This window comes from Nocardioides marmoribigeumensis, assembly GCF_031458325.1.
Lineage (GTDB): Bacteria > Actinomycetota > Actinomycetes > Propionibacteriales > Nocardioidaceae > Marmoricola_A > Marmoricola_A marmoribigeumensis.
This window is the reverse complement of the sequence record NZ_JAVDYG010000001.1, coordinates 1852456-1877699: the sequence shown is the minus strand read 5'-3', so window position 1 is coordinate 1877699 and position 25244 is coordinate 1852456. Positions and strand designations below refer to the sequence as shown.

The window sequence follows — 25244 nt, the reverse complement described above, 5'->3', positions numbered from 1 at the left end:
ACGTACGTCGGAGTACGACGGGCGTCGGCGGGCCCGGGCGGGCCTCGACGAGCGTCAGGCCTCGAGCTGGTCCTCGATGTCCTTGACCAGCTTCTCGGGCTTGGTCGTGGGGCCGAAGCGGTCGACGACCTCGCCGTCCTTGTTGATCAGGAACTTGGTGAAGTTCCACTTGATCTTCGAGCCCAGCACGCCGCCCTTCTCCTCGCGGAGCCACTGGTAGAGCGGGTGGGCGTCGTCGCCGTTGACCTCGATCTTCTCGAACATCGGGAAGGTCACGCCGTAGTTCTTCTGGCAGAAGGCGCCGATCTGCTCGGAGTCGCCGGGCTCCTGGCCGCCGAACTGGTTGCAGGGGAACCCGAGCACGACCAGGCCCTGGTCGGCGTACTGCTCGTAGAGCTTCTCCAGGCCTTCGAGCTGCGGGGTGAACCCGCACTGCGAGGCGGTGTTGACCACCAGGACCACCTTGCCGTCGTACGACGAGAGGTCCTCGACGGTGCCGTCGAGACGGGTGGCCTTGAAGTCCGAGAGCTTGGGCATGGGGGGTGTACCTCCGGGTGGGTGCGAGTCCGGTGTCCAGGGTACGGCGGCAGGCCGCCCCGAGGGTCGTCCTGTGGTTCGGATCGCACTCGCGCCCGGATGGGTGCAGCGGCGGCGCCTGCCCCCCGCCGTGTGAGGTGTCGCAGGCCACCTCCCCGTGGTGCCGGAGCGTAGTTGAGCGTTCCAGTCGTGGGTACGGTCGAGGGGTCCGGGACCTGGCTGAGGGTCCCAGAACCACGAGCCCGCTGAGGAAACCCCGTTGCGCACACCCGCCAGCACCTACCGCCTGCAGGTCACCGAGGACTTCGACCTCCTCGAGGCCGCCAAGACCCTGACCTACCTGCGTGACCTCGGCGTCGACTGGGTCTACCTGTCCCCGCTGCTGGCCTCGGAGTCCGGCAGCAGCCACGGGTACGACGTCGCGGACCATCGTGCGATCGACCCGTCCCGCGGGCGGGCCAGTGGGCTGGCCGCCCTCTCGAGCGAGGCCCGGCGCCTCGGCATGGGCGTGCTGGTCGACATCGTCCCCAACCACGTGGGCGTCGCGGCACCGTGGGAGAACGAGTGGTGGTGGCACGTCCTGACCCACGGCCAGGAGTCGCCGTACGCCTCGGCCTTCGACATCGACTGGGACTTCGGCGACGGGCGCGTGCGCATCCCGGTCGTGGGGGACGACGACCTGGTCGAGGACCCGGCCGGCGGCCCGCCCCGCATCCGCAACCTGCGCGTCCTCGCCGGTGAGCTGCACTACCACGACCAGCGTTTCCCGCTGGCTCCCGGGACGGCCGAGCTGGGCGCCGAGGAGGACCCCGACGCCGTCCACGCGCGCCAGCACTACGAGCTGGTGTCCTGGCGGCGGGCCGACACCGACCTCAACTACCGGCGCTTCTTCGCGGTCAACACCCTGGTCGCCATCCGGGTCGAGGACCCCGAGTGGTTCGACAAGTCGCACACCGAGATCGTGCGGTGGTTCGACGAGGGGCTCGTCGACGGCCTGCGGGTCGACCACCCCGACGGCCTGCGCGACCCGGTCGGCTACCTCGCCTCGCTCGCCGAGGCGACCGGCCACGCCTACGTCCTGGTCGAGAAGATCCTCGAGCCCGGCGAGGAGCTCCCGACCACCTGGGACACGGCCGGCACCACCGGCTACGACGTGCTCGCGCACATCGACCGCCTCCTCACCGACCCGGCCGGCGAGCAGCCGCTGACCGAGCTCGACACCCGTCTGCGCGGCGGGCAGGAGCTGGACTGGCACGCCCTCGTGCACGACGCCAAGCGAGCCGTGGCCGACGGGATGCTGCACTCGGAGGTGCGGCGGATCGTCCGGGACGCCGGCCCCTCGGTGGTCGAGCCTGTCGAGACCACGACCCTCGACGACGCGGTGGCCGAGCTGCTGGCGTGCTTCCCGGTCTACCGCTCCTACCTGCCGGAGGGCCGCGAGCACCTCGAGCAGGCCTTCGCCGGCGCCCGGCGCCACCGACCCGACCTGGAGGAGGCCTACACCGCGCTCGAGCCGGTGCTGTTCGACGGGGCCGACCCCGCGGCGCTGCGCTTCCAGCAGACCAGCGGCATGGTGATGGCCAAGGGCGTGGAGGACTGCTCGTTCTACCGCTACGGCCGGCTGACGTCGCTCAACGAGGTCGGCGGCGACCCGAGCGTCTTCTCCCTCGACCAGTCCGGCTTCTTCGACTTGATGTCGCAGCGACAAGAAGTCTGGCCGCAGGCGATGACGGCCGGCAGCACGCACGACACCAAGCGCGGCGAGGACGTCCGCGCCCGCATCTCGGTCATCGCCGAGCTGCCGCAGCGCTGGAGCGAGGTGCTCGACCAGCTGCTCGCCGCCGTACCCCTGCCCGACCCGGCGTTCGGCAACCTGCTCTGGCAGGCCGTCGTCGGCTGCTGGCCGGCGTCGCGCGAGCGGCTGCACGCCTATGCGGAGAAGGCGATGCGTGAGGCGGGCGACCGCACGCAGTGGACCGCGCCCGACGAGGCCTACGAGGCGGTCGTCCACGCCGCCGTCGACGCGGCGTACGACGACCCTCGCGTCCGCGCGCTCGTCGAGGAGGTGGCGGCCGAGCTGGCCGCTCCCGGGTGGAGCAACTCGCTCACCGCCAAGCTGCTGACGCTGACGGTCCCCGGGGTTCCCGACGTCTACCAGGGTTCCGAGCTGTGGGAGCAGAGCCTGGTCGACCCCGACAACCGCCGGCCGGTCGACTACGAGCGCCGCGCCGACCTGCTGCGCGACCTGCGCCTCGGACGGCGTCCCGACCGCCCCGAGAAGCTCGACGACGACGGCAGCGCCAAGCTGCTGCTGACCCACCTCGCCCTGTCGGTGCGCCGCGACCGTCCCGAGCTGCTCACCCGCTTCAGCCCGTTGGAGGTGGTCGGGGAGGCCGCCGAGCACGCGGTGGCGTTCGACCGCGGTGGGGTCGTCGCCGTCGGCACGCGCCTGCCGGTCGGTCTCGAGCGCCGCGGCGGTTGGGGCGACACCACCGTCGCCCTGCCGCCCGGGCAGTGGCGCGACCGACTCACCGGCAAGGTCTGGCAGGGCTACGTCGCCCTCGCCGACCTCCTCGCGAAGCTGCCGGTCGCCCTGCTGGTCACCACAGCGGGCGAGCCGGAGCGGGGACGCTTCGACGTCTGGGCCCCGCTGGCCCACGAGGTCGCGCTCTCGGTGGGTGCGCCCGGGTCCGAGCTGACGCGCGAGGTCCCGATGCGTCGCGGCGAGGACGACTGGTGGACCCCCGACGGCCCCGAGCCGCTCGGCGAGGTGGACTACGGCTATCGCATCGATGGTGGTGACGTCGTCCCCGACCCGCGCTCGTGGCGCCAGCCGCGCGGCGTCCACGATCGTTCGCGGACGGTCGACCCCGCGGCCTTCTCGTGGACCGACGAGGCATGGACCGGTCGCCAGCTGGCCGGCTCGGTGGTCTACGAGCTGCACGTCGGCACCTTCACTCCCGAGGGCACGCTCGACGCCGCGATCACGCGCCTGGGTCACCTGCGCGAGATCGGGGTCGACCTGGTCGAGCTGATGCCGGTCAACGCCTTCAACGGCGAGCACGGCTGGGGCTACGACGGCGTGCTCTGGGGCGCCGTCCACGAGCCGTACGGCGGCCCCGCGGCCTACGCCCGGTTCGTCGACGCCTGCCACGCGGCCGGGCTCGGGGTCGTGCAGGACGTGGTCTACAACCACTTCGGGCCGTCGGGCAACTACCTCCCGATGTTCGGGCCCTACCTCAAGGCCGAGGGCGACAACCCCTGGGGAGCCGAGGTCAACCTCGACGGCGCGCAGTCGGCGGAGGTGCGGTCCTACGTCCTCGACAACGTGCGCCGCTGGCTCGAGGACCTCCACGTCGACGCGCTGCGCCTCGACGCGGTGCACGCCCTGACCGACACCTCCGAGGTGCACCTGCTGGAGGAGATCGCGATGCTCGCGGCGCGCATCTCGGCCCAGCAGCGCCGGCCGATCACGGTGATCGCCGAGTCCGACCTCAACGACCCGCACCTGGTGACCCCGCGGGAGGCCGGCGGCTACGGCCTCGACGCGCAGTGGTCCGACGACTTCCACCACGCCGTGCACGTCGCGCTGACGGGCGAGACCGAGGGCTACTACGCCGACTTCGAGCCGCTCTCCGCACTGGCCAAGGTCTGCGAGAAGGGGTTCTTCCACGACGGCACCTGGTCGTCCTTCCGCGACCGCGAGCACGGTGTGGAGGTCGACCGCGCGCGCCTGCCCGCCTGGCGCCTGGTGGTCTGCAACCAGAACCACGACCAGGTCGGCAACCGTGCGCGCGGGGACCGGCTCGCCGAGTCGCTGGACACCGACCAGCTCGCGCTGGCGGCCATGCTCACCCTGACCGGACCGTTCACCCCGATGCTGTTCATGGGCGAGGAGTGGGGCGCCTCGACGCCGTTCGCGTTCTTCACCTCGCACCCCGAGCCCGAGCTGGGCAAGGCGGTCTCCGAGGGCCGGCTCCGCGAGTTCGAGCGCATGGCCTGGGACGCCGACTCGGTGCCGGACCCGCAGGACCCCGAGACGTTCCGTTCGTCCAAGCTCGACTGGGACGAGGCCGCCACCGGGGACCACGCGGTGCTGCTGCAGTCCTACCGCGAGCTCGCTGCCCTGCGCCGGGCCGAGGCCGACCTCACCGATCCTGACATGCGTCGTACCTCCTGCGAGGTCGACGAGGACGCCCGCTGGTTCCGCATGGAGCGCGGCTCGCTGGTCGTCGTCGCCGCGCTCGGTGACGCCGCCACGGTGCCGCTGCCGGAGGGCACCTGGGAGGTCGTCTGGTCGACACCGACACCCGTGGCGCTGGGGCTCGGCGAGGTCCACGCGCCCGGGCACACCGGGGCGGTGCTTCGACGGCTCTAGGTCCCTGGCGGTCGTCGGCGCAGCGTCCTACGTTGGGTCGATGGCGATGAAGCTCAACCCCTACCTCACGTTCAACGGCAACGCCCGCCAGGCGATGGAGCACTACCAACGAGTGCTCGGCGGCGACCTGCGCCTCAGCACCTTCGGGGAGTACGGCGCCACGGAGGGCGTGGACCCCGAGGGGGTGATGCACGCCCAGCTCGAGAGCGAGGCGGGGTTCACGCTCATGGCCTCCGACACCGGCCCCGGCTACGACCCGGTCTCGGGTGACCGCGACAGCATCAGCATCTCGGGGCCGGCCGCGGACGCCGAGGTGATGCGGCGCTACTTCGAGGCGCTCGCCGACGGCGGCAGCGTGACGATGCCGCTGCAGAAGCAGATGTGGGGCGACGAGTTCGGCATGCTCGTCGACCGCTTCGGCATCCCCTGGATGATCGACATCGGGAGCGAGTGATGCGCATCGCCGTGCTCGGCACGGGCATGGTGGGCAAGGCGATCGGGGGCCGGCTCACCGAGCTCGGTCACGACGTCACCATCGGCACCCGCGACCCCGCGGTGACCGGCGCGCGTGAGGGCGACCTGCCCGCCCCCCTCGCGACGTACGCCGCCGCGGCCGCCGGGGCGGAGCTCGTCGTCAACGCGAGCAACGGCCTGGCCACGCTGGAGGTGCTCGGCCTCGCCGGGGCCGACAACCTGGCGGGCAAGGTGCTGGTCGACGTGTCCAACCCGCTCGACTTCAGCCAGGGCATGCCGCCCACGTTGAGCATCAAGGACACCGACTCGCTCGGCGAGCAGGTGCAGCGTGCGTTCCCCGACGCCCGGGTGGTCAAGACGCTCAACACGATGAACGCCGACCTGATGGTGCATCCCGAGCAGCTCGGCCGTCCGCACAGCGTCTTCGTCTCCGGCGAGGACGCCGAGGCCAAGCAGGTGGTGACGGGACTGCTCGGCGAGCTCGGGCACACCGACGTGGTCGACCTCGGTGGCATCGAGACCGCCCGCGGCACCGAGATGTACCTCCCGCTGTGGCTGCGACTCATGGGCGCGCTGGGCACGCCGGCGTTCAACGTCCACGTCGTCCGCTGAGCCACTAGGTTCTCGGCATGACCAGTCGTGACCTGACGCCGGCCGAGGTCGGCCTGCTCCTCCTCGAGACGCTGCTCAACGTCTGCGTGATGGCGCTCCTCGTCACCGCCGGAGCCGCCCTCGTGGTCGGCCTGGCCGTGCACGAGCTGCCGGTCGGCCTCGTCGTGGGCGCGGTCGTCCTCGTCGGTGCCGTGGCGCTCGTGCGCAGCAAGCACGCCGCGCTGTCGTCCCGGGTGGGCGGCGCCTGAGCGCGGTCAGACGACCTGGGACTCGCGGCCCTCCCAGTACGGCGCCCGCAGGTCCTTCTTGAGGATCTTGCCGGTGGGGTTGCGCGGCAGCGCCTCGATGATGTCCACGCTCCTGGGGCACTTGAACTTCGCCAGGCGCTCCAGGCAGAAGTCGATGATCTCCTGCTCGGTGGCCTGCGTGTCCGGCTTGAGGCCGACCACGGCCTTGACCGACTCGCCCCAGGTGTCGTCGGGCACGCCGATGACCGCGGCCTCGGCGATCGCCGGGTGCTCGGAGAGCACCCGCTCGACCTCGGGGGAGTAGATGTTCTCGCCGCCGCTGATGATCATGTCCTTGAGCCGGTCGGAGACGTAGACGTAGCCGCCCTCGTCGACGTGGCCGATGTCGCCGGTGTGGAACCAGCCGTCGTCGTCGATGACCTCGGCGGTCTCCTCGGGCTTGTTGAGGTAGCCCTTCATCAGCTGCGGCGTCCGGAACCACAGCTCGCCCGGCTGACCGGTCGCCGCCTCCTCGCCGGACTCGACGTCGACCACGCGCACCTCGGTCGCGGGCAGGCACGTGCCCGCGGAGACGAGCCGCTCGGGGTGCTCCTTGTCGTGGTGGGCCTCGGGCAGCAGGTGCGTGATCACGCCGCAGACCTCGGTCAGGCCGTAGACCTGCATGAACTTGGTGTCGGGCCACGCCTGCATCGCCGCGCGCAGCAGCGCGCTCGGCATCGGCGCGGCGCCGTAGGTGTAGATCTTGAGCGCGCCGAAGAGCTTGACCGCGTCCTCGCCGCTCTGGAGCACCTGCGCGAGCACGGCGGGCACGAGGAAGGCGCAGTTGGCGCCGTTGAGGATCGCCTTGGCCAGCGAGCCGCCGTCGGGCTCGCGGGTCATGATGCTGGGCACCCCGTCGAAGATGCTGAAGAGGATGTACGACGAGCCGCCCACGTGGAACAGCGGCATCGCCACCAGCGACCGGTCGCCCTCCTCGAAGCCCCAGCCCTCGTGGGCGTTGTAGGTGTGGGCGACCATGTTGGCGTTGCGGAGCATGACGCCCTTGGGACGCCCGGTCGTGCCGGAGGAGTACATCACCAGGCAGACGTCCTCCGACGAGCCGCCGCCCTCGCCGACCGGCACCGGGGTGGCCTCGGCCAGGAGAGCCTCGTACTCGTCGCCCTCCGACCCGTCGGGGGTCACGCGCACGACATGCTCGACGGCGGTCAGGTTGTCGCGGATCCGGTCGATCGTGGGGGCCAGCTCGGTGCCCACGAAGACCACCTTGGCGCCGGAGTCGTTGACCGCGTAGTCGACCTCGTCGCCGGCCGAGCGCCAGTTGACGATCGCGTTGGCGGCGCCGATCGAGGCACAGGCGAGCGTCACCTCGACGCAGGCCGGGTGGTTCTTGTCGAGGAACGCGACCGTGTCGCCCTTGCCGACGCCCAGCCCGCGCAGCGCACCGGCCGTGCGGCGTACGCGCTCGTCCCACTCGGCCCACGTCCAGCTGCGGGGACCGTAGTCGACCGCCAGCTCGTCGGGCTTCTCCTTGGCCCAGTGCGCGACGGGCTCGTCGAGCGTCGCGGGGCGGAAGGGCAGCTGCACGGCGTGATGGTCGGTCATGGGCGGACTGTGGCACAGGCCACAGGGGCCGACAAGGTCGAGGGGCTGAGACTTCCCTGAGGTTTCCCGTTCTCCGATCCGCGGGTGCGCGGCGGCGCCGCGGGTACGTTCGCGGCGTGGACCCGAGCCGAGCGATCACCGAGCACCGCGCCCGTCCGGTGGCGGCCGCGGCCGGAGTCGTCTGGGACACCGTGATGTCGGTCGGCGGACCCGGGGGATGGGGCCTGCTCGACCCCGCGTGGCGGCTGCGCGGCCGGCTCGACGAGGCCGTGGGCGGCCCCGGGATGCGGGGGCGCCCGCGGCGCCGGCTCAAGGTGGGCGACGCGGTCGACCTGTGGCGGGTCGAGGAGCTGACGCCGGGCGAGGCACTGGTGCTGCGCACCGAGGCGCGGATGCCGGGCACGGCCTGGATGCGCCTGCAGGTCATGCCGCTGAGCGCCGACCGCACCCTGCTCACGCAGGACGTCGTGTTCGAGCCCGGCGGGCCCTTCGGGATCCCCGGGCGGCTGATGTGGTTCGCCGAGCTGCCGGGCCACAAGCTGGTGTTCGCCTCGATGGTCCGCGACCTGGCCCGGGACGCGGAGCGGCGGCATGCGGAGGCCGGCCGGTGACGGTGCCGTGACGATGCGCTTGCTGTTCGGCGACCAGCTGGGCGACCACTTCACCGACGACCACGACGGTCGCTTCCTGATGATCGAGTCGCGCGCGGTGTTCCGGCGCCGCCGCTTCCAGCGCGCCAAGGCCCACCTCGTGCTCTCCGCGATGCGCCACCGCGCCGCCGAGCTCGGCGACCGGGTGCAGCACGTCAGGGCGGAGACGTACGCCGACGGGCTGGCCCGGGTGCGCAGCAAGGGTCTCCAGGTGGTCCACCCGACCTCCCGTGCGGCGCTGGCGCTCGTGCGGTCGCAGCCGGGCGGCAAGGAGGTCGAGCTCCTCCCCGCGCGCGGCTTCGTCACGTCGATGGACGACTTCACCTCGTGGGCCGAGGGGCGAGGCAGCAAGCGCCTGCTGATGGAGGACTTCTACCGCGACTCGCGCCGTCGCACGGGCGTGCTGATGGACGGCGACGAGCCGGTCGGTGGCGCCTGGAACTACGACAAGGACAACCGCGAGCCACCTCCCCGCACGGGGCTGGACGTCCCGGGACCGTGGTGGCCCGAGGAGGACGAGATCGACGAGCAGGTCCGGCGCGACCTCGACGACTGGGAGGCCTCCGGTGAGGTCGCGTTCCTCGGGGCCGACGGGCCGCGGCGCTTCGCGGTCACCCAGGACGAGGCCCACCGCGCGCTCGACCACTTCCTCGAGCACCGCCTGGAGGTGTTCGGCACCTACGAGGACGCGGTCCTCCACGACGACCCCTGGATGGCCCACTCCCTGGTCTCCGCGCCCCTCAACCTCGGCCTGCTCGACCCGCTCGACGTCGTACGCCGGGCAGCGGAGCGGCACGCGACCGACGGCACCCGCCTGGCGAGCGTCGAGGGGTTCGTGCGCCAGGTGATGGGGTGGCGCGACTACGTCTGGCACCTCTACTGGCACCTCGGCGAGGACTACCGCCACCGCAACGCCCTGCGGGCCCGGCGGAGGATCCCCGGCTGGTTCGCCGACCTCGACGCCGACGCGACCGAGGCCGCCTGCCTCTCGCACACCCTCGCCGGCGTGCACGCGCACGGCTGGGTCCATCACATCCCACGCCTGATGATCCTCGGCTCCTACGCGCTGCAGCGCGGCTGGGACCCCGCCGAGCTGACCGACTGGTTCCACCGGTCGTTCGTGGACGGCTACGACCGGGTGATGGTGCCCAACGTGGTCGGCATGTCCCAGCACGCCGACGGCGGGGTGATGGCGACCAAGCCCTACACCTCCGGCGGGGCCTACCTGGACCGGATGACCGACCACTGCGGCGGCTGCCGATTCGACCCCAAGGTGAGGGTCGGCGACGACGCCTGCCCGTTCACCGCGGGCTACTGGTGGTTCCTCGACCGGCACCGCGAGCGCTTCGAGCACGCCCCGCGCATGCGCCAGGCGGTGCGCGGTCTGGACCGGCTCGCGGACCTCGACGCGCTGGTGGAGCAGGAGGACCGGCGCGGCTCGAAGGCGCCCTGATCCCGTCCGGGGTGTCCTAGCATCGGGAGGTGACCTCCGCTCGCCCTGCGGATCGAGCCGGGCCCAGTGCGCTCGACCGGGTGGCTCAGCGCGCGCTCGAGCGCCTCGTCGCGCTGCCCGACGTCACCCGGGCCGGGTTCGCCGTGAGCGAGGGCGGCCGCCGCCAGCTGCTCTTCACGGCCACGGACCGCGGCGACGAGGGCGGCAGCTTCGAGTGGTGCCGCATCGACGCGGCCTGGGAGGTGCCCCTCAACGGCGCCGCCCGCGACGGCGAGCTCGTGGCCGGCACCCTCGAGGAGCTCGAGCCGCGGTTCCCGTCGTTCGTGGGGGGCCAGGCCGACACCGGGATCCGCTACGTGGCCGCCGCCCCGGTCTCCTACGACGGCGAGCACCTCGGCGGCTTCGTCCTCTACTTCGACCGGGTCCAGCAGGGCGGCCCGCAGCTCGTCGCGGGCCTGGTCGATTTGGGCCGCTCCATCGGCAAGGACCTGGCCACCACCCGCCACGAGCAGCGTCGTCGCGCGCCGGCACGGGCCGCCCGGGCCGGCCGGGGCCCCGGCGCCGTCCTGAGCGCGAGCCACGAGATGCCCGGCGAGCCCGGCGCGGTCGGGCACGCCCGGCGCTTCCTCCGCACGGTGCTCGAGGACTGGGGCCTCGACGCCGGGCTCGTGGGCGACGCGGTGCTGTGCCTCGACGAGCTCGCCACCAACGCCCTGGTCCACACGCACGGCGGCTGCCGCGTGCACGTCACGCTCGCCGGCCGGGTGCTCCGCGTGCGGGTCGCGGACCACGGCGGTCTCGGCCCCATCCGGGTCGCCCCGACCCCGCCCGAGACCGCGGCCCACGGACGAGGGCTCGAGATCGTGGGCGCGCTCGCCAGCAGGTCGGGGCGTGACCCCGTCGAGTGCCTGGCGTGGTTCGAGCTCGACCTGCCCGAGAGGACCTGAGGCGACCGGACGCCGGGTCAGTGCTCGAGGAGCTCGCGGAGCTCGATCGGGCCGAACGGCTTGACGATGTAGCTGTCGGCCCCGGCGTCCATCCCGGCCTCGAAGTCGCGGCGCAGGGCGCGGCCGGTCATGAGGATCACCCTGAGGTCCTTGAGCTCGGGGTCGGCCCGCACGCGGCGGCAGGTCTCGAGACCGTCCATCACCGGCATGGTGACGTCGAGGAGCAGCAGGCGGGGGCGGTGCTCGCGGCACGCCTCGAGCGCGTCGGCGCCGTTGCCGACGGCCACGACGTCGAGGTCCAGGCCCTCGAGCACGAGCTGCACGAGGTCACGGATGTCGACGTCGTCCTCGGCGACCACGACCGTCCCCGGCTCGTGGGTCCCGACCGCGGTCCTCACCTTCACCGCGCCAGTATGCGGGGCGACCGGAGTTCAGGAGAGGAAGTCCACCAGGACCGGCCCGGCGACCTGGGATCCGGAGGCGCCCTTCTCGACGAACGCCGCGACGGCGAGGTCGCCGCGGAAGGCGATCATCCAGGCGTGGGTGGCCAGGGACCCGTCGGGCCGGGGGTCGCCGTACTCCGCCGTGCCGGTCTTGGCGCCGACGCCGCCGCCGAGGCCGGCCAGGACGCGCCCGGAGCCGTTGGCGACGACCCCCTGCATCATCGAGCGCAGCGACCGGGACTCCGCGGGGGTCAGCGGCTCGGCGCTGCCGGTGGGCTCCACGCCGGCGACGAGGTGGGGCACGACGGTCGTGCCGGCCGCGACCGACGCGGCGACCGTCGCCATCGCCAGCGGGGAGGCGAGCACCTTGCCCTGGCCGATCGTGTCGGCCGCGAGCTCGGTCTCGCCCTCGGGCGGCGGCACCTGGCCGAAGTACGCCGGGGCGCCGAGGTCGTGGTCGACGCCCAGTCCCAGGGAGGCGGCGGCGTCGCCGAGGGCGGACCCGTCGACCTTGTCCCGCTCGCCGACGAAGGCGGTGTTGCAGGAGTTGGCGAGGGCCGTCGCGAGCGGGATGTCGCCGTAGCCCCCGGCGGGGTAGTCGTCGTAGTTCTCGAAGTCCTTGCCGTCGACGTCGATCGTGCGGGGGCACGAGACCGTCGAGCCGGGCCGGAGGCCGGCGCGCAACAGCGCGAGGGTGGTGACCACCTTGAACGTCGAGCCCGGCGCGTAGCGCGAGTACGTCGCCGCGTCGAGCCCGTTGTTGCCGGTCCCGTTGGCCGCGGCGAGCACCGCCCCGTCGCTCGGCCGGACCGCCACGAGCGCGGTCACCCCGGCCGACCGCGGCAGCGTGGCCAGGGCCGACTCCGCCTTCTGCTGCAGGGGCGCGTCGAGGGTCAGCCTCAGGGGCGCGCCCGCCGTGGCCTCGACCTGGGCCAGCGTCCGCTCCGTGCCGTCGGCGTCGAGGGCGAGCAGGGCCGCGCCCGGCTTGCCGGCGAGCTGCGCGTCGTACCTCGCCTCGAGGCCGGACAGGCCTGCCTGGTCGCCCGCGCGGTAGCGGCCCTCGGACTTCTCCACGATCTCGGCGGTCACCGGGCCGACCCGGCCGAGGATCGGCGCCGCGAAGTCGCGGGTGATCCCGAGGTGGCGCGTGCCGCGCACGACCCCGGCCCCGGGGATGTCGCTGAAGGCCGGGCCGACCTCCCGGGCGTGCGCCGGCCGCAGCGCGAGGGCCTCGACGAAGGCCTTGGGGCCGCTGGCCTCGGCGAGCCTGACGAAGGCGGGCACCCCGACCCGGAGGAAGCGGGCCACGGCCCGGGCGCTCGACCTCACCTGCGACGGCTCGATCCGCGACTTGTCGAGCCCGAAGGTCTGGATCGGCCTGGCGGTCACGAGCCGGGCGCCCCGCGCGCCCAGGATGTCGCCGCGCTCGGCCCGCAGGACGCGCACGTCGACCTGCTCGCCGTCGCGCAGGTCGGGGTGCACGACGGCGGGGGCCCACGTCGGCCGCCACGTGTCGCCGTCCCGGGTGAACCTCACCTCGGTCGTGTAGCCGAGGTCGGTGGAGTCCCCGGGGCCGAGGTCCCAGGTCCACGCGAGCGCGACCGAGCGCTCGTCGTCGCCGTCGCCGACCTGCTCGACCCGCACCTCGGGCTCGGTGTCGCCCAGTGGCCGGCTCAGCTCGGCGTAGGCCGCCTGGGCCGACCTGCCGGCGGTGGCCGCCACGTCACCCTTGGAGAGGCCCGCGGCGAAGGCGTCGGCGGCCTCCTTCGCCACCGCGTCCTGGTCGGTGCAGGCCGTGAGTCCACCGGTCAGCAGGGCCAGGACGGCGAGGGTCGGGAGCGCGGCCCGAGCGGCACGAGACATGGCCCCACACTGCCACGCACGGTTCGCGGCCCGGCCCTGTGGATACGTTGTTGACATGACCACCACCGACGACAGGACGCAGGCGCAGGACTGGACCCCGCGCTACCTCGAGAAGGGCGGGTTCGAGCGGGACACCGACTACATCCCCGACCGGATCACGCTCGAGGAGGGCCGCAGCCAGGATCCGTACGTCGGGCAGCTGGAGTCGCGCACGTGGCCGGCGACCCCGGGCCGCTACCGTCTCGTCGCCGCCCGGGCCTGCCCGTGGGCCAACCGCTCGATCATCGTGCGTGAGCTGCTCGGGCTGCAGGACGTGATCTCGCTCGGCACCCCCGGCCCGACCCACGACGCCCGGTCGTGGGTCTTCGACCTCGACCCCGACGAGACGGACCCGGTCCTCGGCATCCACCGCCTGCAGGAGGCCTACCTCAACCGCTTCCCCGACTACCCCAAGGGCATCACGGTGCCGGCGATGGTCGAGGTCGGGACCACGCAGGTGGTGACCAACGACTTCCCGCAGATCACCCACGACCTCTTCTTCGAGTGGCGCGACCACCACCGCCCCGACGCGCCGGACCTGTGGCCCGCGGACTGCCGCGAGGAGATGGAGGAGGTGATGAAGCGCGTCTACACCGAGGTGAACAACGGCGTCTACCGCTGCGGCTTCGCCGGCGACCAGGAGTCCTACGACGCGGCCTACGACCGGCTGTGGACGGCCATGGACTGGCTCGAGGAGCGGCTGACCGGTCGCCGCTTCCTGATGGGCGACACGATCACCGAGGCCGACGTGCGGCTGTTCACCACGCTGGTGCGCTTCGACGCCGTCTACCACGGCCACTTCAAGTGCAACCGCAACAAGCTGGTCGAGATGCCGGCCCTGTGGGGCTACGCCCGCGACCTCTTCCAGACCCCCGGTTTCGGCGACACCGTCGACTTCGAGCAGGTCAAGCAGCACTACTACGTCGTGCACACCGACATCAACCCGACCGCGATCGTCCCCCGGGGGCCCGACCTGTCCGGCTGGCACACGCCCCACCACCGCGAGCGGCTGTGAGGGTCCCTCGGCTCAGACGGTGACGACGATCTTGCCGGGGGTGTGCCCCTCCTGGCTCGCCGCGAACGCCGCCGAGGCCGCGCGCACGCGCACCAGGACCTCGCCGGGTCCGACCTTGGGGTCGGGCCGGTCGGTCAGGGACAGGACGGAGGTGTCGCCGTACTCGGCGTAGGTCATCGCTCGCACGCAGGGGTGAACGGTCGGGACGGGTCGGACATGTCCGGTTGTGAGCAGGCCCACCGTCGCGACCGTCAGGAGGGGAGGAGCCCTCGCCAGAACTCGTTCTCGGCGGCCTGGTCCATCGGGTGCTCGTGCAGCGCGGCGAGCCGGCCCTCGCACAGGACGAGCCGGTGGACGATCGTGCGGACGAAGCCGCGGTGGGCCACGCACGCCTCCACCAGCAGCTCGCGCTCGTCGTCGTCGGCCATGAGGCCGGTGACCGTGAAGGTGCCGCGCCCGGCCGCGGCCTCGATGCGCGCGAAGAGGTCGCGCACGGCCGGCACCCCGACGTAGGTGCCGGACAGGGGGTGGGAGCCGGCGACGTGGACCGTCACGTCCTCGCGGCAGGTCCGCGCGGTGCGCTCGGGGTCGCGGGAGCCCAGGCCCGCGTAGATCTCGCGGACCTGGTCGGAGACCTCGCTGGTGCGACGCGGAACCACGGGTGGGTGTCTCCTGGGTGGGCGGAGGCTCGGCCGAGGGGGTGACCGATGGGATCGGGGGCAGTCTCAGGCTGCCGGAGCCCAGAGTCCCGCGACAGGGCAATTCGGGCAACTCAACCGTCGGAAGGTCCCGCTGCACCTGTCCGGCCGAACGGCCACCACCTGCCGCGTCGCGAGGGCGGTGGTGCCTCGGGCTCCCGGGCCGCGAGCGCCGCCGTACGACGGGCACGGCGCTCCTCGCGGCGAGCCCGCCAGCGGCGCACCTCCTCCTCGACGTCGCGGGGAGGGGTGGTGACCGGGGGCCCGCCGTGGGTGGAGTAGAGCACCCGCCGCACGCGGTCGTTGAACTCGGTCAGCTCGCGCCGGACCTCCGCCTCGCCGCCGAGCCGGTCGAGGTGGTCGTCGAGGGCGGCGTCGTCGCGCCGCAGCTGCAGGGCGGGCGGCAGGACGGTGATCTTCTCCCGCTCGACCAGGCGCTTGAGCCACCAGTCGGGGTCGTGCCCCTGCTCGGCGGGGCCGAGGTCCTCCAGCGGCTTGCCGAGCCCGGGGAGGTCGGTGAAGTCGCCGCGCTCCATCGCCTGCCGGACCTGCAGGTCGACCCACGTCTGCTGCTGCTCGATGCGGGCCCTGCGCGCCCGGCGCTCGGCACGGGCGCGCGCCTCCCTCTCCGCGGGGTCGTCCCGCGGCTCGGGAGGGTCGGGGGAGTCGCTCAGCGCTCCGCGTCCGCCTTGATCCTGGTGAGGGTCTGCTGCATGCCCTGCTCCAGCTCGGTGGTGAAGGAGTCGACGCCGCCGAAGGCCACCTTGGTCAGGCGCACCGACAGGTCGCTCACACCCTGCGGTGCCTCGCGGCGCGAGGTCAAGCGGGTGCGCCCGTCGCCGAGGTCCTCCAGCTCGTAGGACCAGACGGTGTAATTCTCCTTGACCCGGAAGGCGATCTCCTTCCGGGGAGCGAAGCGCACGACCTTGGACTGGGTCGGCCACACCAGCAGGCCGCGGCGGTTGACGTTGATCATCTTGGTGCCGACCCCGCCGTCGCCGCGCAGGAACGTCTTGGCGTTCTGGGGGCTCCAGCGGCTCATGTTGCGCAGGTCGGAGACCAGGCCCCACACCTTGTCCACGGGGGCGTCGATCTCGACGGTGGCCTCGATCGGGGCGACGTTCTGCAGCGGCACGGTTCACTCCTGGTCGGTCGGGAAGGCGCCCAGGCTAGTCGAATACCGACGGTATCTGGTAGGGCGGACGTCACACGCCCACCGGGTGACAGAGTTCGCCCCATGGGGATCAAGGTGGCGCTCGAGCACCGCACGACGTACACGTTCGACCGGCGGGTCGGGCTGGGTCCCCACACCGTCCGGCTGCGGCCGGCGCCGCACAGCCGGACGCCGATCGAGGCCTACTCGCTGCGCGTCGCCCCCGAGGGCCACTTCGTGAACTGGCAGCAGGACCCGTTCGGCAACCACGTGGCCCGGCTGGTCTTCCCCGAGCCGGTCGACCGCCTCGAGGTCACCGTCGGCCTCATCGCCGACCTCCAGGTGGTCAACCCCTTCGACTTCTTCGTCGAGGAGTACGCCGAGGAGTTCGGCTTCGAGTACGACGCGCTGCTGCGCCACGACCTCGAGCCCTACCTCCGGCCGGTGGCGGAGCCCCCCGGCAGCGGGCCCGGCCCGCTCGTGGAGACGCTGGTCGGCGGTCTCGCCGACCTGGAGGGCCGCCCGATCGTCGACGCGCTGGTGCGGGTCAACCTGGCGGTCCACGAGGCGGTGGCTTACTCGATCCGCATGGAGCCCGGCGTCCAGACGCCCGACGAGACGCTCGGCGCCGGCATCGGGTCCTGCCGGGACTCGGCGTGGCTCCTGGTCAGCGTCCTGCGGCAGCTGGGCCTGGCGGCGCGCTTCGTCTCCGGCTACCTCGTGCAGCTCGCCCCGGACCAGGAGAGCCTCGACGGCCCGAGCGGCCCGGTCGCGGACTTCACCGACCTGCACGCCTGGACCGAGGTGTTCGTCCCGGGCGCCGGCTGGATCGGGCTCGACCCCACCAGCGCGCTGTTCGCCGGCGAGGGCCACATCCCGCTGTCCGCCACGCCGCACCCCTCCAGCGCCGCCCCGATCAGCGGCCTGGTCGACCCCTGCGAGGTGACGCTGGACTTCTCCAACGTGGTCACCCGCTTCCACGAGGACCCGCGGGTCACCAAGCCCTACACCGCCGAGCAGTGGGCGCGCGTCGACGCCCTCGGGGCCGAGGTCGACCGGATCATCGCCGACGAGGGCCTCGAGCTGACCATGGGCGGCGAGCCGACGTTCGTCTCCGTCGACGACATGGAGAGCCCGCAGTGGAACACCGAGGCCGACGGGCCGGAGAAGCGCGCGCTCGCCACCGACCTGGCCGCCCGGCTCGGTGACGTGTTCGGCCGGGACGCGCTGGTCCAGCGCGGCCAGGGCAAGTGGTACCCCGGCGAGCCCCTCCCGCGCTGGCAGATCGCCCTGCACTGGCGCCACGACGGGGTCGCCCTGTGGAGCCACCCCGAGCTCCTCGCCGACCCCTGGACCGACGACCCCGACCCGTCGGCCCGGGAGCACGCCGCGGCCCTCGCCCGGCTGGTCACCGAGCGGTTCGGGCTCCCCCCGGGCCAGCTGCACGCCGCCTTCGAGGACCCGCTGACCCGCGTCGTGGACGACGTACGACGGCCCGCGGGTGAGCGCCCCGGGGCCGAGCCGACGGCGGGCGACGTGGCCGCGCTCGACGCCGCCGAGACCGACCCGGTCGCGTGGGTGCTGCCCGTGCACCCGGTGCCCGACGAGGACGGCGGCTGGGCGAGCCCGGTCTGGCGCCTGCGGCGGGGCCGGCTCGTGCTCACCGCCGGGGACTCCCCGGCCGGCCTCCGGCTCCCGCTCGGCTCGGTGTCGTGGGAGGACCCGCGCGAGGACCCCGAGCCGTCGTACCTGTCACCAGTGAGTGCCACGACGCCCGGTGGCACGTCCGCGCGCAAGCTCCCGTCTGCGGTCGTCGTCGAGGACCCGGAGGCGCCGTTGACCGCCGTCGTGGTCGAGGCCCGCGACGGCTTCGTGCACGTCTTCCTCCCGCCGCTGGACCACCTGGAGGACCTGACCGACCTGGTCGCGCTGCTGGAGGAGTGCGTCGTCGAGGTCGGCACACGCGTCGTGGTCGAGGGTTACGGACCGCCCCCGGACGCGCGGCTCGCCACGCTCATGGTCACCCCCGACCCCGGCGTCATCGAGGTCAACCTGCAGCCGACCGCCTCGTGGGGCGAGCTGTGCCGGGTCACCCAGGAGCTCTACGACGTGGCCCGCCGGGCCCGGCTCACCACCGAGAAGTTCGACCTCGACGGCCTCCACACCGGCACCGGCGGCGGCAACCATCTGACCCTGGGCGGCCCCACCCCCGACCGGTCCCCGATCCTGCAACGGCCCGACCTGCTGGTCAGCATGCTGACCTACTGGCAGCACCACCCGTCGCTGTCCTACCTGTTCTCGGGCCGCTTCGTCGGCCCGACCAGCCAGGCGCCGCGCGTCGACGAGGGCCGGCCGGAGTCGCTCTACGAGCTGGAGATCGCGTTCGCCGAGATCGAGCGGCTCAGCCAGGGGGAGGGCGGCGCCCCGCCCTGGGTGGTCGACCGCGCCCTGCGCCACCTGCTCACCGACCTGACCGGCAACACCCACCGGGCCGAGTTCTGCATCGACAAGCTCTACAGCCCCGACTCCTCCCGCGGACGGCTCGGGCTGCTCGAGCTGCGCGGGTTCGAGATGCCGCCGCACGCCGAGATGGCGCTGGTGCAGGCGCTGCTCGTGCGCGCCCTGGTGGCGAGGTTCGCCCGCTCGCCCTACCGCAAGCCGCTGGTCCGCTGGGGGACCGAGCTGCACGAGCGGTTCATGCTCCCCTACGGCGCGGAGGCCGACATCGCGGAGGTCGTGGCGGACCTGCGGGCCCACGGCCTGGCGGTCGAGGAGGGCTGGTTCGCGCCGTACGTCGAGTTCCGGTTCCCGCGCATCGGCACGACCGTGGTCGGCGGGGTCGAGCTCGAGCTGCGCCAGGCGATCGAGCCCTGGCGGGTGCTGGGGGAGGAGGCGGCCGGAGGCGGCACGGCGCGCTACGTCGACTCCTCGGTCGAGCGGCTCCAGGTCAAGGTGACCAACGCGCTCGCGGGCCGGCACGCGGTGACGTGCAACGGGGTGCCCGTGCCGCTGACCCCCACGGGACGCACCGGCGAGCTGGTGGCCGGCGTGCGCTTCCGGGCCTGGCAGCCGCACTCCGCCCTGCACCCGACGATCGAGGTGCACTCGCCCCTCCGGCTCGACGTGGTCGACCTCGCGCAGGAGCGGTCGCTGGGGGGATGCACCTACCACGTCGTGCACCCCGGGGGCCGGTCCTACGACGTGCCCCCGGTGAACGCCATGGAGGCCGAGGCACGCCGGGCCACCCGGTTCGAGGAACGTGGTCACACGACCGGACGCGTCGCCGTCGCCGACCTGGAGGCCGAGCTGCGCCGCACCCGCAGCCCGGAGCACCCCCACACCCTCGACCTGCGCCGCCACGTGCCGCGCTCCTGGGGCGGCTGACCGGTCCCGTGCCACCCCTGGTCACCGCTTACCGCGACCGCCTGCCCGGCACCCCCGCCGGGTGGGACGAGCTCGTCGGGCCCGACGGGTCCTCCCGCCCGGGCTGGGACGCGCTGGCGCTGGACTCCTGGGACCCCACCGGGTTGAGGTCCGTGCGGGGGCAGGCGGCGAGGCTCCTGGAGGACGACGGCGTCACCTACCACGCGCCACCCGGGCAGGACGGCGCGAGCACCGCCTCGGGGTGGCGGCTCGACCCGCTCCCGACCGTGGTCCCCGCCGAGGACTGGGAGGCGGTCTCCCGCGGCGTGGCCCAGCGCGCGCTCCTGCTCGACCGGGTCCTCGAGGACCTCTACGGCCCGCGGCGGCTGCTCACCTCCGGCCTCGTCCCGCCGGAGGTGGTGTGGCGCCACGGGTTGTTCCAGCGGGCCACCTGGGGCGCCCACCCGGCCGGCCGCCGGCGGGTGGTCCTCGCTGCGATCGACCTCGGCCGCGACGGCTCGGGGGAGTGGCGGGCCACCGCCGACCGGGTCCAGGCGCCCTCGGGGCTGGGCTACGCCATGGAGAACCGCCGCGTCGTCTCCCGCCTGCTGCCCGAGGCCCACCGCCGCGCCGAGCTGCACCGCCTCACGCCGTTCTTCTCCCAGCTGCGCGAGGCGCTGGTCGACCTCGCCCCCGTCGGCGTCGAGGACCCCCGCGTGGTCGTCCTCACCCCGGGGTCGCTGAGCGAGACCGCGTTCGACCAGGCCTACATCGCCACGGTCCTCGGCCTGCCGCTGGTGACCGGCTCGGACCTGGTCATGCGCGAGGGCCGGGTCTGGACCCGCGAGGCCGGGGACCACCTGGACCGGCGGCCGGTCGACGTCCTCCTCCGCCGGGTCGACACCGCGTGGTGCGACCCCCTCGAGCTGCGTCCCGACAGCGAGCTCGGCGTCCCCGGTCTGCTCGAGGCGGCCCGGCGCGGCCACCTCGTCAGCGCCAACGCCTTCGGCGCCGGGCTGGTGGAGTCGCCCGCCTTCCACGCCCTCCTCCCGGACCTCAGCCGTGCCCTGCTCGACGAGCCCCTCCTGCTGCCCTCGGCCGAGGCGTGGTGGTGCGGCGACCCCGACGGGCTCGCCCACGTCACCGCCCACCTCGAGCACCTCGTCGTGCGGCCCCTCGACCCCCGCGCCGGCCGCGGCATCCACGGCCCGGGGCTCAGCACCCGGCAGCGGGACGGGCTGCGCGCCCGCATCGAGGCCGATCCCGGGGGGTGGGTGGGGCAGCGCGTGCTGCCGCTGTCCACCACGCCGACCGTCGGCGGGGCCGGGCTGGAGGCGCGGCCCCTCACGGTCCGCGCGTTCGCGGTCGCCCGCGGGCCGTCGTACGCCGTGATGCCGGGGGCGCTGGGACGGGTCGTCCCCCACGCCTACGACGCGGACACCGGCCGCCGCGACCACGTGCAGCTGAGCAAGGACGTGTGGGTGCTCCGGGGCGAGCCCGCCGCGACCCCGACGCCGCCCGAGCCGGAGGTCCCCGTGGCCCGGCCGAGCGCGGTGCCGATGGTGCCGCGGGCGCTGGAGAACCTCTACTGGCTGGGCCGCTACACCGAGCGCGCGGAGTCCACCACCCGCCTGGCCCTCACCCTGCGCGCCCTCGCCGCCGACTTCCCGTTCGCCCGCCGCGACCCCGCCCGCGGGGCGGTCGACGTGCTGGCCCGGGCCCTGACCCACACCACCGGGACCTATCCCGGCCTCGCCGCGGGGGAGCAGCTGCGCGACGCGGTCATCGACCAGGAGCTGTGGCAGCTGCTCGTCGACGCCGACCGGCCGGGCTCCGTCGCGCAGTCCCTGGCCGGGGTCGCCGCGGCTGCCGGCTCGGTCCGCGACCAGCTGTCGATGGACGTCTTCACGGTGCTGGGCTCCCTCGAGCGCGCCCGCTCCGGCCTCGCCGCCCTCGACCCCGGCGACGGCCCGGCCCACCTGCTCGAGACTGGCGCCCAGGTGCTGTCGGGCACCCTCGCGCTCACCGGCATCTTCGCCGAGAACATGGTCCGCGACGTCGGCTGGACCCTCCTCGACGTCGGCCGCGGGCTCGAGCGCGCGCTGCAGACCGCGACCGCCGTGCGCTGGGTCGTGGGCGAGACGCACCCACCGGCGGTCGAGCGGCACCTCGTGCTCGCGCTGCTGTCCTCGGGCGAGTCGGTGGTCACCCACCGGCGTCGCTACGGCGCCCGCGCGGGCGTCGACTCGATGCTCGACCTGCTGCTGCTGGACCGCACCAACCCCCGCTCGGTCGCCTTCCAGCTCGCCCGCCTCCAGGCCCGCGCCGCGACCCTGCCCGGCACCGACCGGGCCGAGCGGCTGCGCCAGGTCGTGGCCGACGCCGAGACCGACCTCGCCGCCCGGGGACCGGGAGCGCTCGCCGCCGCCACGCCCCGCGTCGGCGGGCCGGGCCTGCCCGACGGCGAGCTGTTCACCGAGCACCGCGAGGAGCTCGTCGCCCTCGCCGAGCGCACCCAGCGGCGCCTGCGCGAGCTGTCCGACGCCGTCGAGGTCGGGTTCTTCTCCCACCCGCTCGCGCCGCGTCCGCTGGGCCAGGAGCTCGCCGTGCCCCGCCTGGTCGTCGAGCAGTCGCCGGAGGCGGTCGGATGAGACGGCACCGCATCGCCCACCACACGACGTACACCTACGACGACGACGTCACCGACTCCTACGGCATGGTCGTGGCGCGCCCGCGCGACCTGCCCGGGCAGCGGGTGCTCGAGCACGAGCTGTGGACCGAGCCCGGCCACGCCGACCTCCACACCCACCTCGACAGCGAGGGCAACACCGCGACGTACTTCCACGTCACCGAGCCCCATCGGCGCCTGGTGGTCAGCGCGGTCAGCGTCGTCGAGAGCCACGTGCCGGAGCTGCCCGTGGTCGAGCGCTTTGCCGCCATCGCGTGGGAGGACGCCCGCCCCCTCCGCCGGCGCGACCTGCCCGAGGCCGCGATCGCCGCCCAGCACGCGTTCGCCTCACCGCTGGTCGACCTCGGCCCGGAGGTCGCCGCCTACGCCGCCGTGTCGTTCCCGCCCCGCCGCCCCCTCGTCGAGGCCGTCGTCGACCTGACCCACCGGGTGCACGAGGACTTCGACTACCGCCCCGGCTCGACCGGCGTCGCCACCCGCGTGCCCGACGTCCTCGCCGCACGGCACGGCGTGTGCCAGGACTTCGCCCACCTCACCATCGCCGGCCTGCGCAGCCTCGGTCTCGCCGCGCGCTACGTCAGCGGCTACCTCGCCACCGACCCCCCGCCCGGCCGCGAGCGCGTCGTCGGGGCCGACGCCACCCACGCCTGGCTCGAGGTCTGGGTCCCCCCGGAGGCCGCCGCGGCCGGTGCCCCCGGCTGGCTCCCCGTCGACCCGACCAACGACTGCGTCACCGCCGAGCGCCACGTGACCGTCGCCTGGGGACGCGACTACGCCGACGTACCCCCGGTCAAGGGCGTCATCTTCACCGAGGCCACCGAGTCCACCATGGACGTCCGCGTCGACGTCGCCCCGGCCCAGCCCCGCCCGCCCCGAACCTGACGCGCAGCCGCCGGGCGGGGGGCGTACGCCGGGCTAGGGCCTGCCGCTGATGAGCCCCTCCACCCACTCGAGCTTGTCGAGGACGGCGGGGGCGAGGACGAAGGGGTAGAGGTCCTGCAGGCCCATCGAGCGGTTCATCTGGTTGAGCGCGGTCGAGAGGGGGAGCCAGGTGCCGACCACCACGTCGGAGAACCGGCGCAGCGCGACCTGCGGGTCGACGGTCAGCCCGAACGCGTGGGCGGTCTCGAGGGCGTCGCCGATGTGGAGCACGTGGGCGAAGGTCTCGGCGAAGTCCTCCCAGGGGTGCATGGTGGCGTACGCCGAGACGTAGGACTCCTCCCAGCCCTCCGGGGGCCCGACGGAGTAGTGCCGGTCGATCGCGTCCTGGTAGGACGCCGTCTCGTCGCCGAACCGGGCCCGGAAGTCCTCGCGACGAGCGGCGTCACCGGCCTCGGCGGGGTCCTCGACCAGCACCTGCCAGTAGTAGTGCCCGATCTCGTGGCGGAAGTGGCCCAGCAGCGTGCGGTAGGCCTCGCCCAGGTTGTCCTTGACCTTCTCCCGGTGGGCGCTGTCGCCCTCGGCGAGGTCGATGGTGATCACCCCGTCGGCGTGACCGGTGACGACGTCCTCGGCGACGCTGGAGAGCAGGTCGAACGTCACGCCGCGGCCGGTCGCCTCGTCGCGCGGCCGCACCGGCAGCTCGAGCCGGTCGAGCTCGTCGACCAGGCGGCGCTTGGCCTGCTCGGCCAGGTAGTACTGCGGCAGGCCCTCGAGGTCGCCGTCGGCGGGCCGGGTGCGCGTGAGCGAGCAGGCGAAGCACTGCTCGCCCGCCACGTCGGGGATCCAGTTGCACCCGTTGAGGTCGAGGTTGAGGCACGGTGTGAACGTGTCGCCGAGCAGCAGCAGGGTGCGCTCGGTGCGGGAGTAGCCCACGGCCTGGCCGCAGCCCAGGCACACCGAGTTCTCGAAGAAGAGCGTCTGCCCGCAGCCCGGACACGTGAAGGAGCGCATGGGCGCGAGCCTACGGAGCGGTCGGTGGCCGCTGGCGCCCCGGCGACCGGGGGCAGAAACGGGGCGGCGGCCCCGTCCTGGGAGGAGGATCAGAGCCGCCTGAGAGAGACGCGCGCTTCCCTCTCGTCCGGGGTGGCGCCGGTGGACCGCTCCCCCGTCCAGCAGCGTAGGGAAGGCCGGGGGGATCAGGGAGTCCCCGTTCTGGAAGGACCTGCCGGGACCCTGCGGCCGACGAGGGGCCCACCGTCCGGCTCGGGACCTGCCGAAGATCTTGCGGAGAGCAGGGGATCGCGAAGAGGGATGTCAGGAAATTCTGCGAATCGACCAGGCGGGCTAGTCAGATCTGACTAGCATGCACCCCTCCGGTCCCCCCTGTTCGGGACGAACGTCTCGACGTAGGTTGATTGCGCGGTGTCGAGTGGACCACAGGTCCGACATCGTGCAATCTGGACATACGGGGTGTTTCGCAGAGCCAGGGGTGGCCGAGCGGGACGGACGACGGACCAGGGGTGGCCCGTCGAGGAGTCATCGGACCAGGGGTGGTCCGGTGCGACATAAGGGGTGTGCGCGACATGGTGCGGACGAGGGGTACGGCAGCGGCGGAGATCCCTCCGGCGCGGGCTCCGCGCCGGATGCCGACGGTGACCGGACGGTTGCGCCGGCGCGCCGACGGGGTCCCGGTGGTGACCTACCGGCGGACCTTCCGGCTCTCGCCGGACGAGGTGTGGGCCTGGCTGAGCGAGCGCGAGCGGATGCGCTCCTGGCTGGGTGACTGGCGCACCGGTGACGACGGCCGCTCGATGTTCCGGTTCTCCCCGGACGACGCCGAGGCGCCGGAGTTCGGCTTCCGGGTCGGCGTGACCGACCCGGGCCGCTTCGTCTCGCTGGCCATGGTCGACGACGAGGGCCTCGACCACTGGGACCTCCAGGTCAAGCTGGTGCCCAGCCGCGAGGTCCCCGGCGGCACGGAGCTGGTCGCGGAGCAGGCGATGACCGACCCGGTCATGGCCCCCTCGGTCGGCGCCACCTGCGAGTTCTTCTGGGACCGCCTGGTCCTGGTGGCCCACGGCCAGGACGCCGGCCGGCTCGACTTCGACGAGTACTTCCTCGCCCAGGCGCCGGGCTACCGCTCGATGTTCCCGCTCCAGCGCTCGCCGCGCACGTTCACCGCCGACGAGTGAGGCACT

At 73.5% G+C, this 25244-nt stretch carries 21 protein-coding genes; 12 read left to right on the top strand and 9 right to left on the bottom strand.

Annotated features, from left to right (window positions below):
* Positions 1-54 precede the first annotated feature (54 nt).
* Complete coding sequence (locus tag J2S63_RS09005) at positions 55-537, bottom strand: glutathione peroxidase (RefSeq protein WP_310301459.1); 483 nt, start codon at positions 535-537, stop codon at positions 55-57.
* A gap of 259 nt (positions 538-796) precedes the next feature.
* Here J2S63_RS09005 and treY point away from each other — a divergent pair, with 259 nt between their 5' ends.
* Genes treY through J2S63_RS08985 form a run of 4 tightly spaced genes read left to right on the top strand, consistent with a single transcriptional unit; the run spans position 797 to position 6249 of the window.
* Positions 797-4915: a malto-oligosyltrehalose synthase gene (gene treY / locus J2S63_RS09000; RefSeq protein ID WP_310301456.1), complete on the top strand. Its 4119-nt coding sequence runs from the start codon at positions 797-799 to the stop codon at positions 4913-4915.
* 40 nt (positions 4916-4955) lie between these two features.
* The gene (locus J2S63_RS08995; protein ID WP_310301454.1) at positions 4956-5369 is read left to right on the top strand and encodes a VOC family protein; all 414 of its coding nucleotides are present in this window, start codon (positions 4956-4958) and stop codon (positions 5367-5369) included.
* On the top strand, positions 5369-6001 hold the full coding sequence (locus J2S63_RS08990; protein WP_310301451.1) for an NADPH-dependent F420 reductase: 633 nt from the start codon (positions 5369-5371) through the stop codon (positions 5999-6001). Before J2S63_RS08995 ends, J2S63_RS08990 begins: the two co-directional genes overlap by 1 nt.
* A 17-nt stretch (positions 6002-6018) precedes the next feature.
* On the top strand, positions 6019-6249 hold the full coding sequence (locus tag J2S63_RS08985) for a hypothetical protein (RefSeq protein WP_310301448.1): 231 nt from the start codon (positions 6019-6021) through the stop codon (positions 6247-6249).
* A gap of 6 nt (positions 6250-6255) precedes the next feature.
* Here J2S63_RS08985 and J2S63_RS08980 read toward each other — a convergent pair whose 3' ends face one another.
* Complete coding sequence (locus tag J2S63_RS08980; protein WP_310301445.1) at positions 6256-7851, bottom strand: long-chain-fatty-acid--CoA ligase; 1596 nt, start codon at positions 7849-7851, stop codon at positions 6256-6258.
* A gap of 116 nt (positions 7852-7967) precedes the next feature.
* On the opposite strand from J2S63_RS08980, the gene J2S63_RS08975 reads away from it, so the two are divergent.
* Genes J2S63_RS08975 through J2S63_RS08965 form a run of 3 tightly spaced genes read left to right on the top strand, consistent with a single transcriptional unit; the run spans position 7968 to position 10901 of the window.
* Positions 7968-8462 carry a DUF2867 domain-containing protein gene (locus tag J2S63_RS08975; RefSeq protein WP_310301442.1) on the top strand — a complete coding sequence of 165 codons (495 nt, stop codon included), beginning with the start codon at positions 7968-7970 and terminating at the stop codon, positions 8460-8462.
* Between the two features lie 13 nt (positions 8463-8475).
* Positions 8476-9954 carry a cryptochrome/photolyase family protein gene (locus J2S63_RS08970; protein WP_310306644.1) on the top strand — a complete coding sequence of 493 codons (1479 nt, stop codon included), beginning with the start codon at positions 8476-8478 and terminating at the stop codon, positions 9952-9954.
* A 29-nt stretch (positions 9955-9983) separates the two neighbouring features.
* A complete protein-coding gene (locus J2S63_RS08965; protein ID WP_310301439.1) occupies positions 9984-10901 on the top strand; it encodes an ATP-binding protein in 918 nt (305 codons plus the stop codon).
* 17 nt (positions 10902-10918) lie between these two features.
* On the opposite strand, the gene J2S63_RS08960 is transcribed toward J2S63_RS08965, so the two are convergent.
* Together J2S63_RS08960 and J2S63_RS08955 are read right to left on the bottom strand one after the other, a co-directional pair.
* Positions 10919-11305, bottom strand: coding sequence for a response regulator (locus tag J2S63_RS08960; RefSeq protein WP_310301436.1), 387 nt, complete (start codon positions 11303-11305; stop codon positions 10919-10921).
* A gap of 27 nt (positions 11306-11332) precedes the next feature.
* Positions 11333-13207 (bottom strand): penicillin-binding transpeptidase domain-containing protein, encoded by a 1875-nt coding sequence (locus tag J2S63_RS08955; protein ID WP_310301433.1) that lies wholly within the window; start codon positions 13205-13207, stop codon positions 11333-11335.
* Between the two features lie 55 nt (positions 13208-13262).
* Here J2S63_RS08955 and J2S63_RS08950 point away from each other — a divergent pair, with 55 nt between their 5' ends.
* On the top strand, positions 13263-14261 hold the full coding sequence (locus J2S63_RS08950) for a glutathione S-transferase C-terminal domain-containing protein (RefSeq protein ID WP_310301430.1): 999 nt from the start codon (positions 13263-13265) through the stop codon (positions 14259-14261).
* Positions 14262-14273: 12 nt separating this feature from the next.
* Here the strand turns inward: J2S63_RS08950 and J2S63_RS08945 are convergent, their stop codons facing one another.
* From J2S63_RS08945 to J2S63_RS08930, 4 genes are all read right to left on the bottom strand, one after another.
* Positions 14274-14438 carry a hypothetical protein gene (locus tag J2S63_RS08945; protein WP_310301427.1) on the bottom strand — a complete coding sequence of 55 codons (165 nt, stop codon included), beginning with the start codon at positions 14436-14438 and terminating at the stop codon, positions 14274-14276.
* Between the two features lie 74 nt (positions 14439-14512).
* A complete protein-coding gene (locus J2S63_RS08940; RefSeq protein WP_310301424.1) occupies positions 14513-14920 on the bottom strand; it encodes a nuclear transport factor 2 family protein in 408 nt (135 codons plus the stop codon).
* Positions 14921-15033: 113 nt separating this feature from the next.
* Positions 15034-15513 (bottom strand): DnaJ family domain-containing protein, encoded by a 480-nt coding sequence (locus tag J2S63_RS08935; protein ID WP_310306642.1) that lies wholly within the window; start codon positions 15511-15513, stop codon positions 15034-15036.
* Between the two features lie 116 nt (positions 15514-15629).
* Positions 15630-16094 (bottom strand): SRPBCC family protein, encoded by a 465-nt coding sequence (locus J2S63_RS08930; protein ID WP_310301421.1) that lies wholly within the window; start codon positions 16092-16094, stop codon positions 15630-15632.
* A gap of 102 nt (positions 16095-16196) precedes the next feature.
* On the opposite strand from J2S63_RS08930, the gene J2S63_RS08925 reads away from it, so the two are divergent.
* From J2S63_RS08925 to J2S63_RS08915, 3 genes are read left to right on the top strand one after another with little or no spacing between them, the layout of a single operon-like run.
* Positions 16197-19496, top strand: coding sequence for a transglutaminase family protein (locus J2S63_RS08925; RefSeq protein ID WP_310301418.1), 3300 nt, complete (start codon positions 16197-16199; stop codon positions 19494-19496).
* Positions 19497-19504: 8 nt separating this feature from the next.
* A complete protein-coding gene (locus J2S63_RS08920) occupies positions 19505-22126 on the top strand; it encodes a circularly permuted type 2 ATP-grasp protein (RefSeq protein ID WP_310301415.1) in 2622 nt (873 codons plus the stop codon).
* A complete protein-coding gene (locus tag J2S63_RS08915; RefSeq protein ID WP_310301413.1) occupies positions 22123-23046 on the top strand; it encodes a transglutaminase family protein in 924 nt (307 codons plus the stop codon). Before J2S63_RS08920 ends, J2S63_RS08915 begins: the two co-directional genes overlap by 4 nt.
* 33 nt (positions 23047-23079) lie before the next feature.
* Here the strand turns inward: J2S63_RS08915 and J2S63_RS08910 are convergent, their stop codons facing one another.
* Positions 23080-24057 carry a zinc-binding metallopeptidase family protein gene (locus tag J2S63_RS08910; RefSeq protein ID WP_310301410.1) on the bottom strand — a complete coding sequence of 326 codons (978 nt, stop codon included), beginning with the start codon at positions 24055-24057 and terminating at the stop codon, positions 23080-23082.
* A gap of 641 nt (positions 24058-24698) precedes the next feature.
* Between J2S63_RS08910 and J2S63_RS08905 the strand changes: the two genes are divergently transcribed.
* Positions 24699-25238 carry an SRPBCC family protein gene (locus J2S63_RS08905; RefSeq protein WP_310301407.1) on the top strand — a complete coding sequence of 180 codons (540 nt, stop codon included), beginning with the start codon at positions 24699-24701 and terminating at the stop codon, positions 25236-25238.
* The last annotated feature ends 6 nt before the right edge of the window (positions 25239-25244 follow it).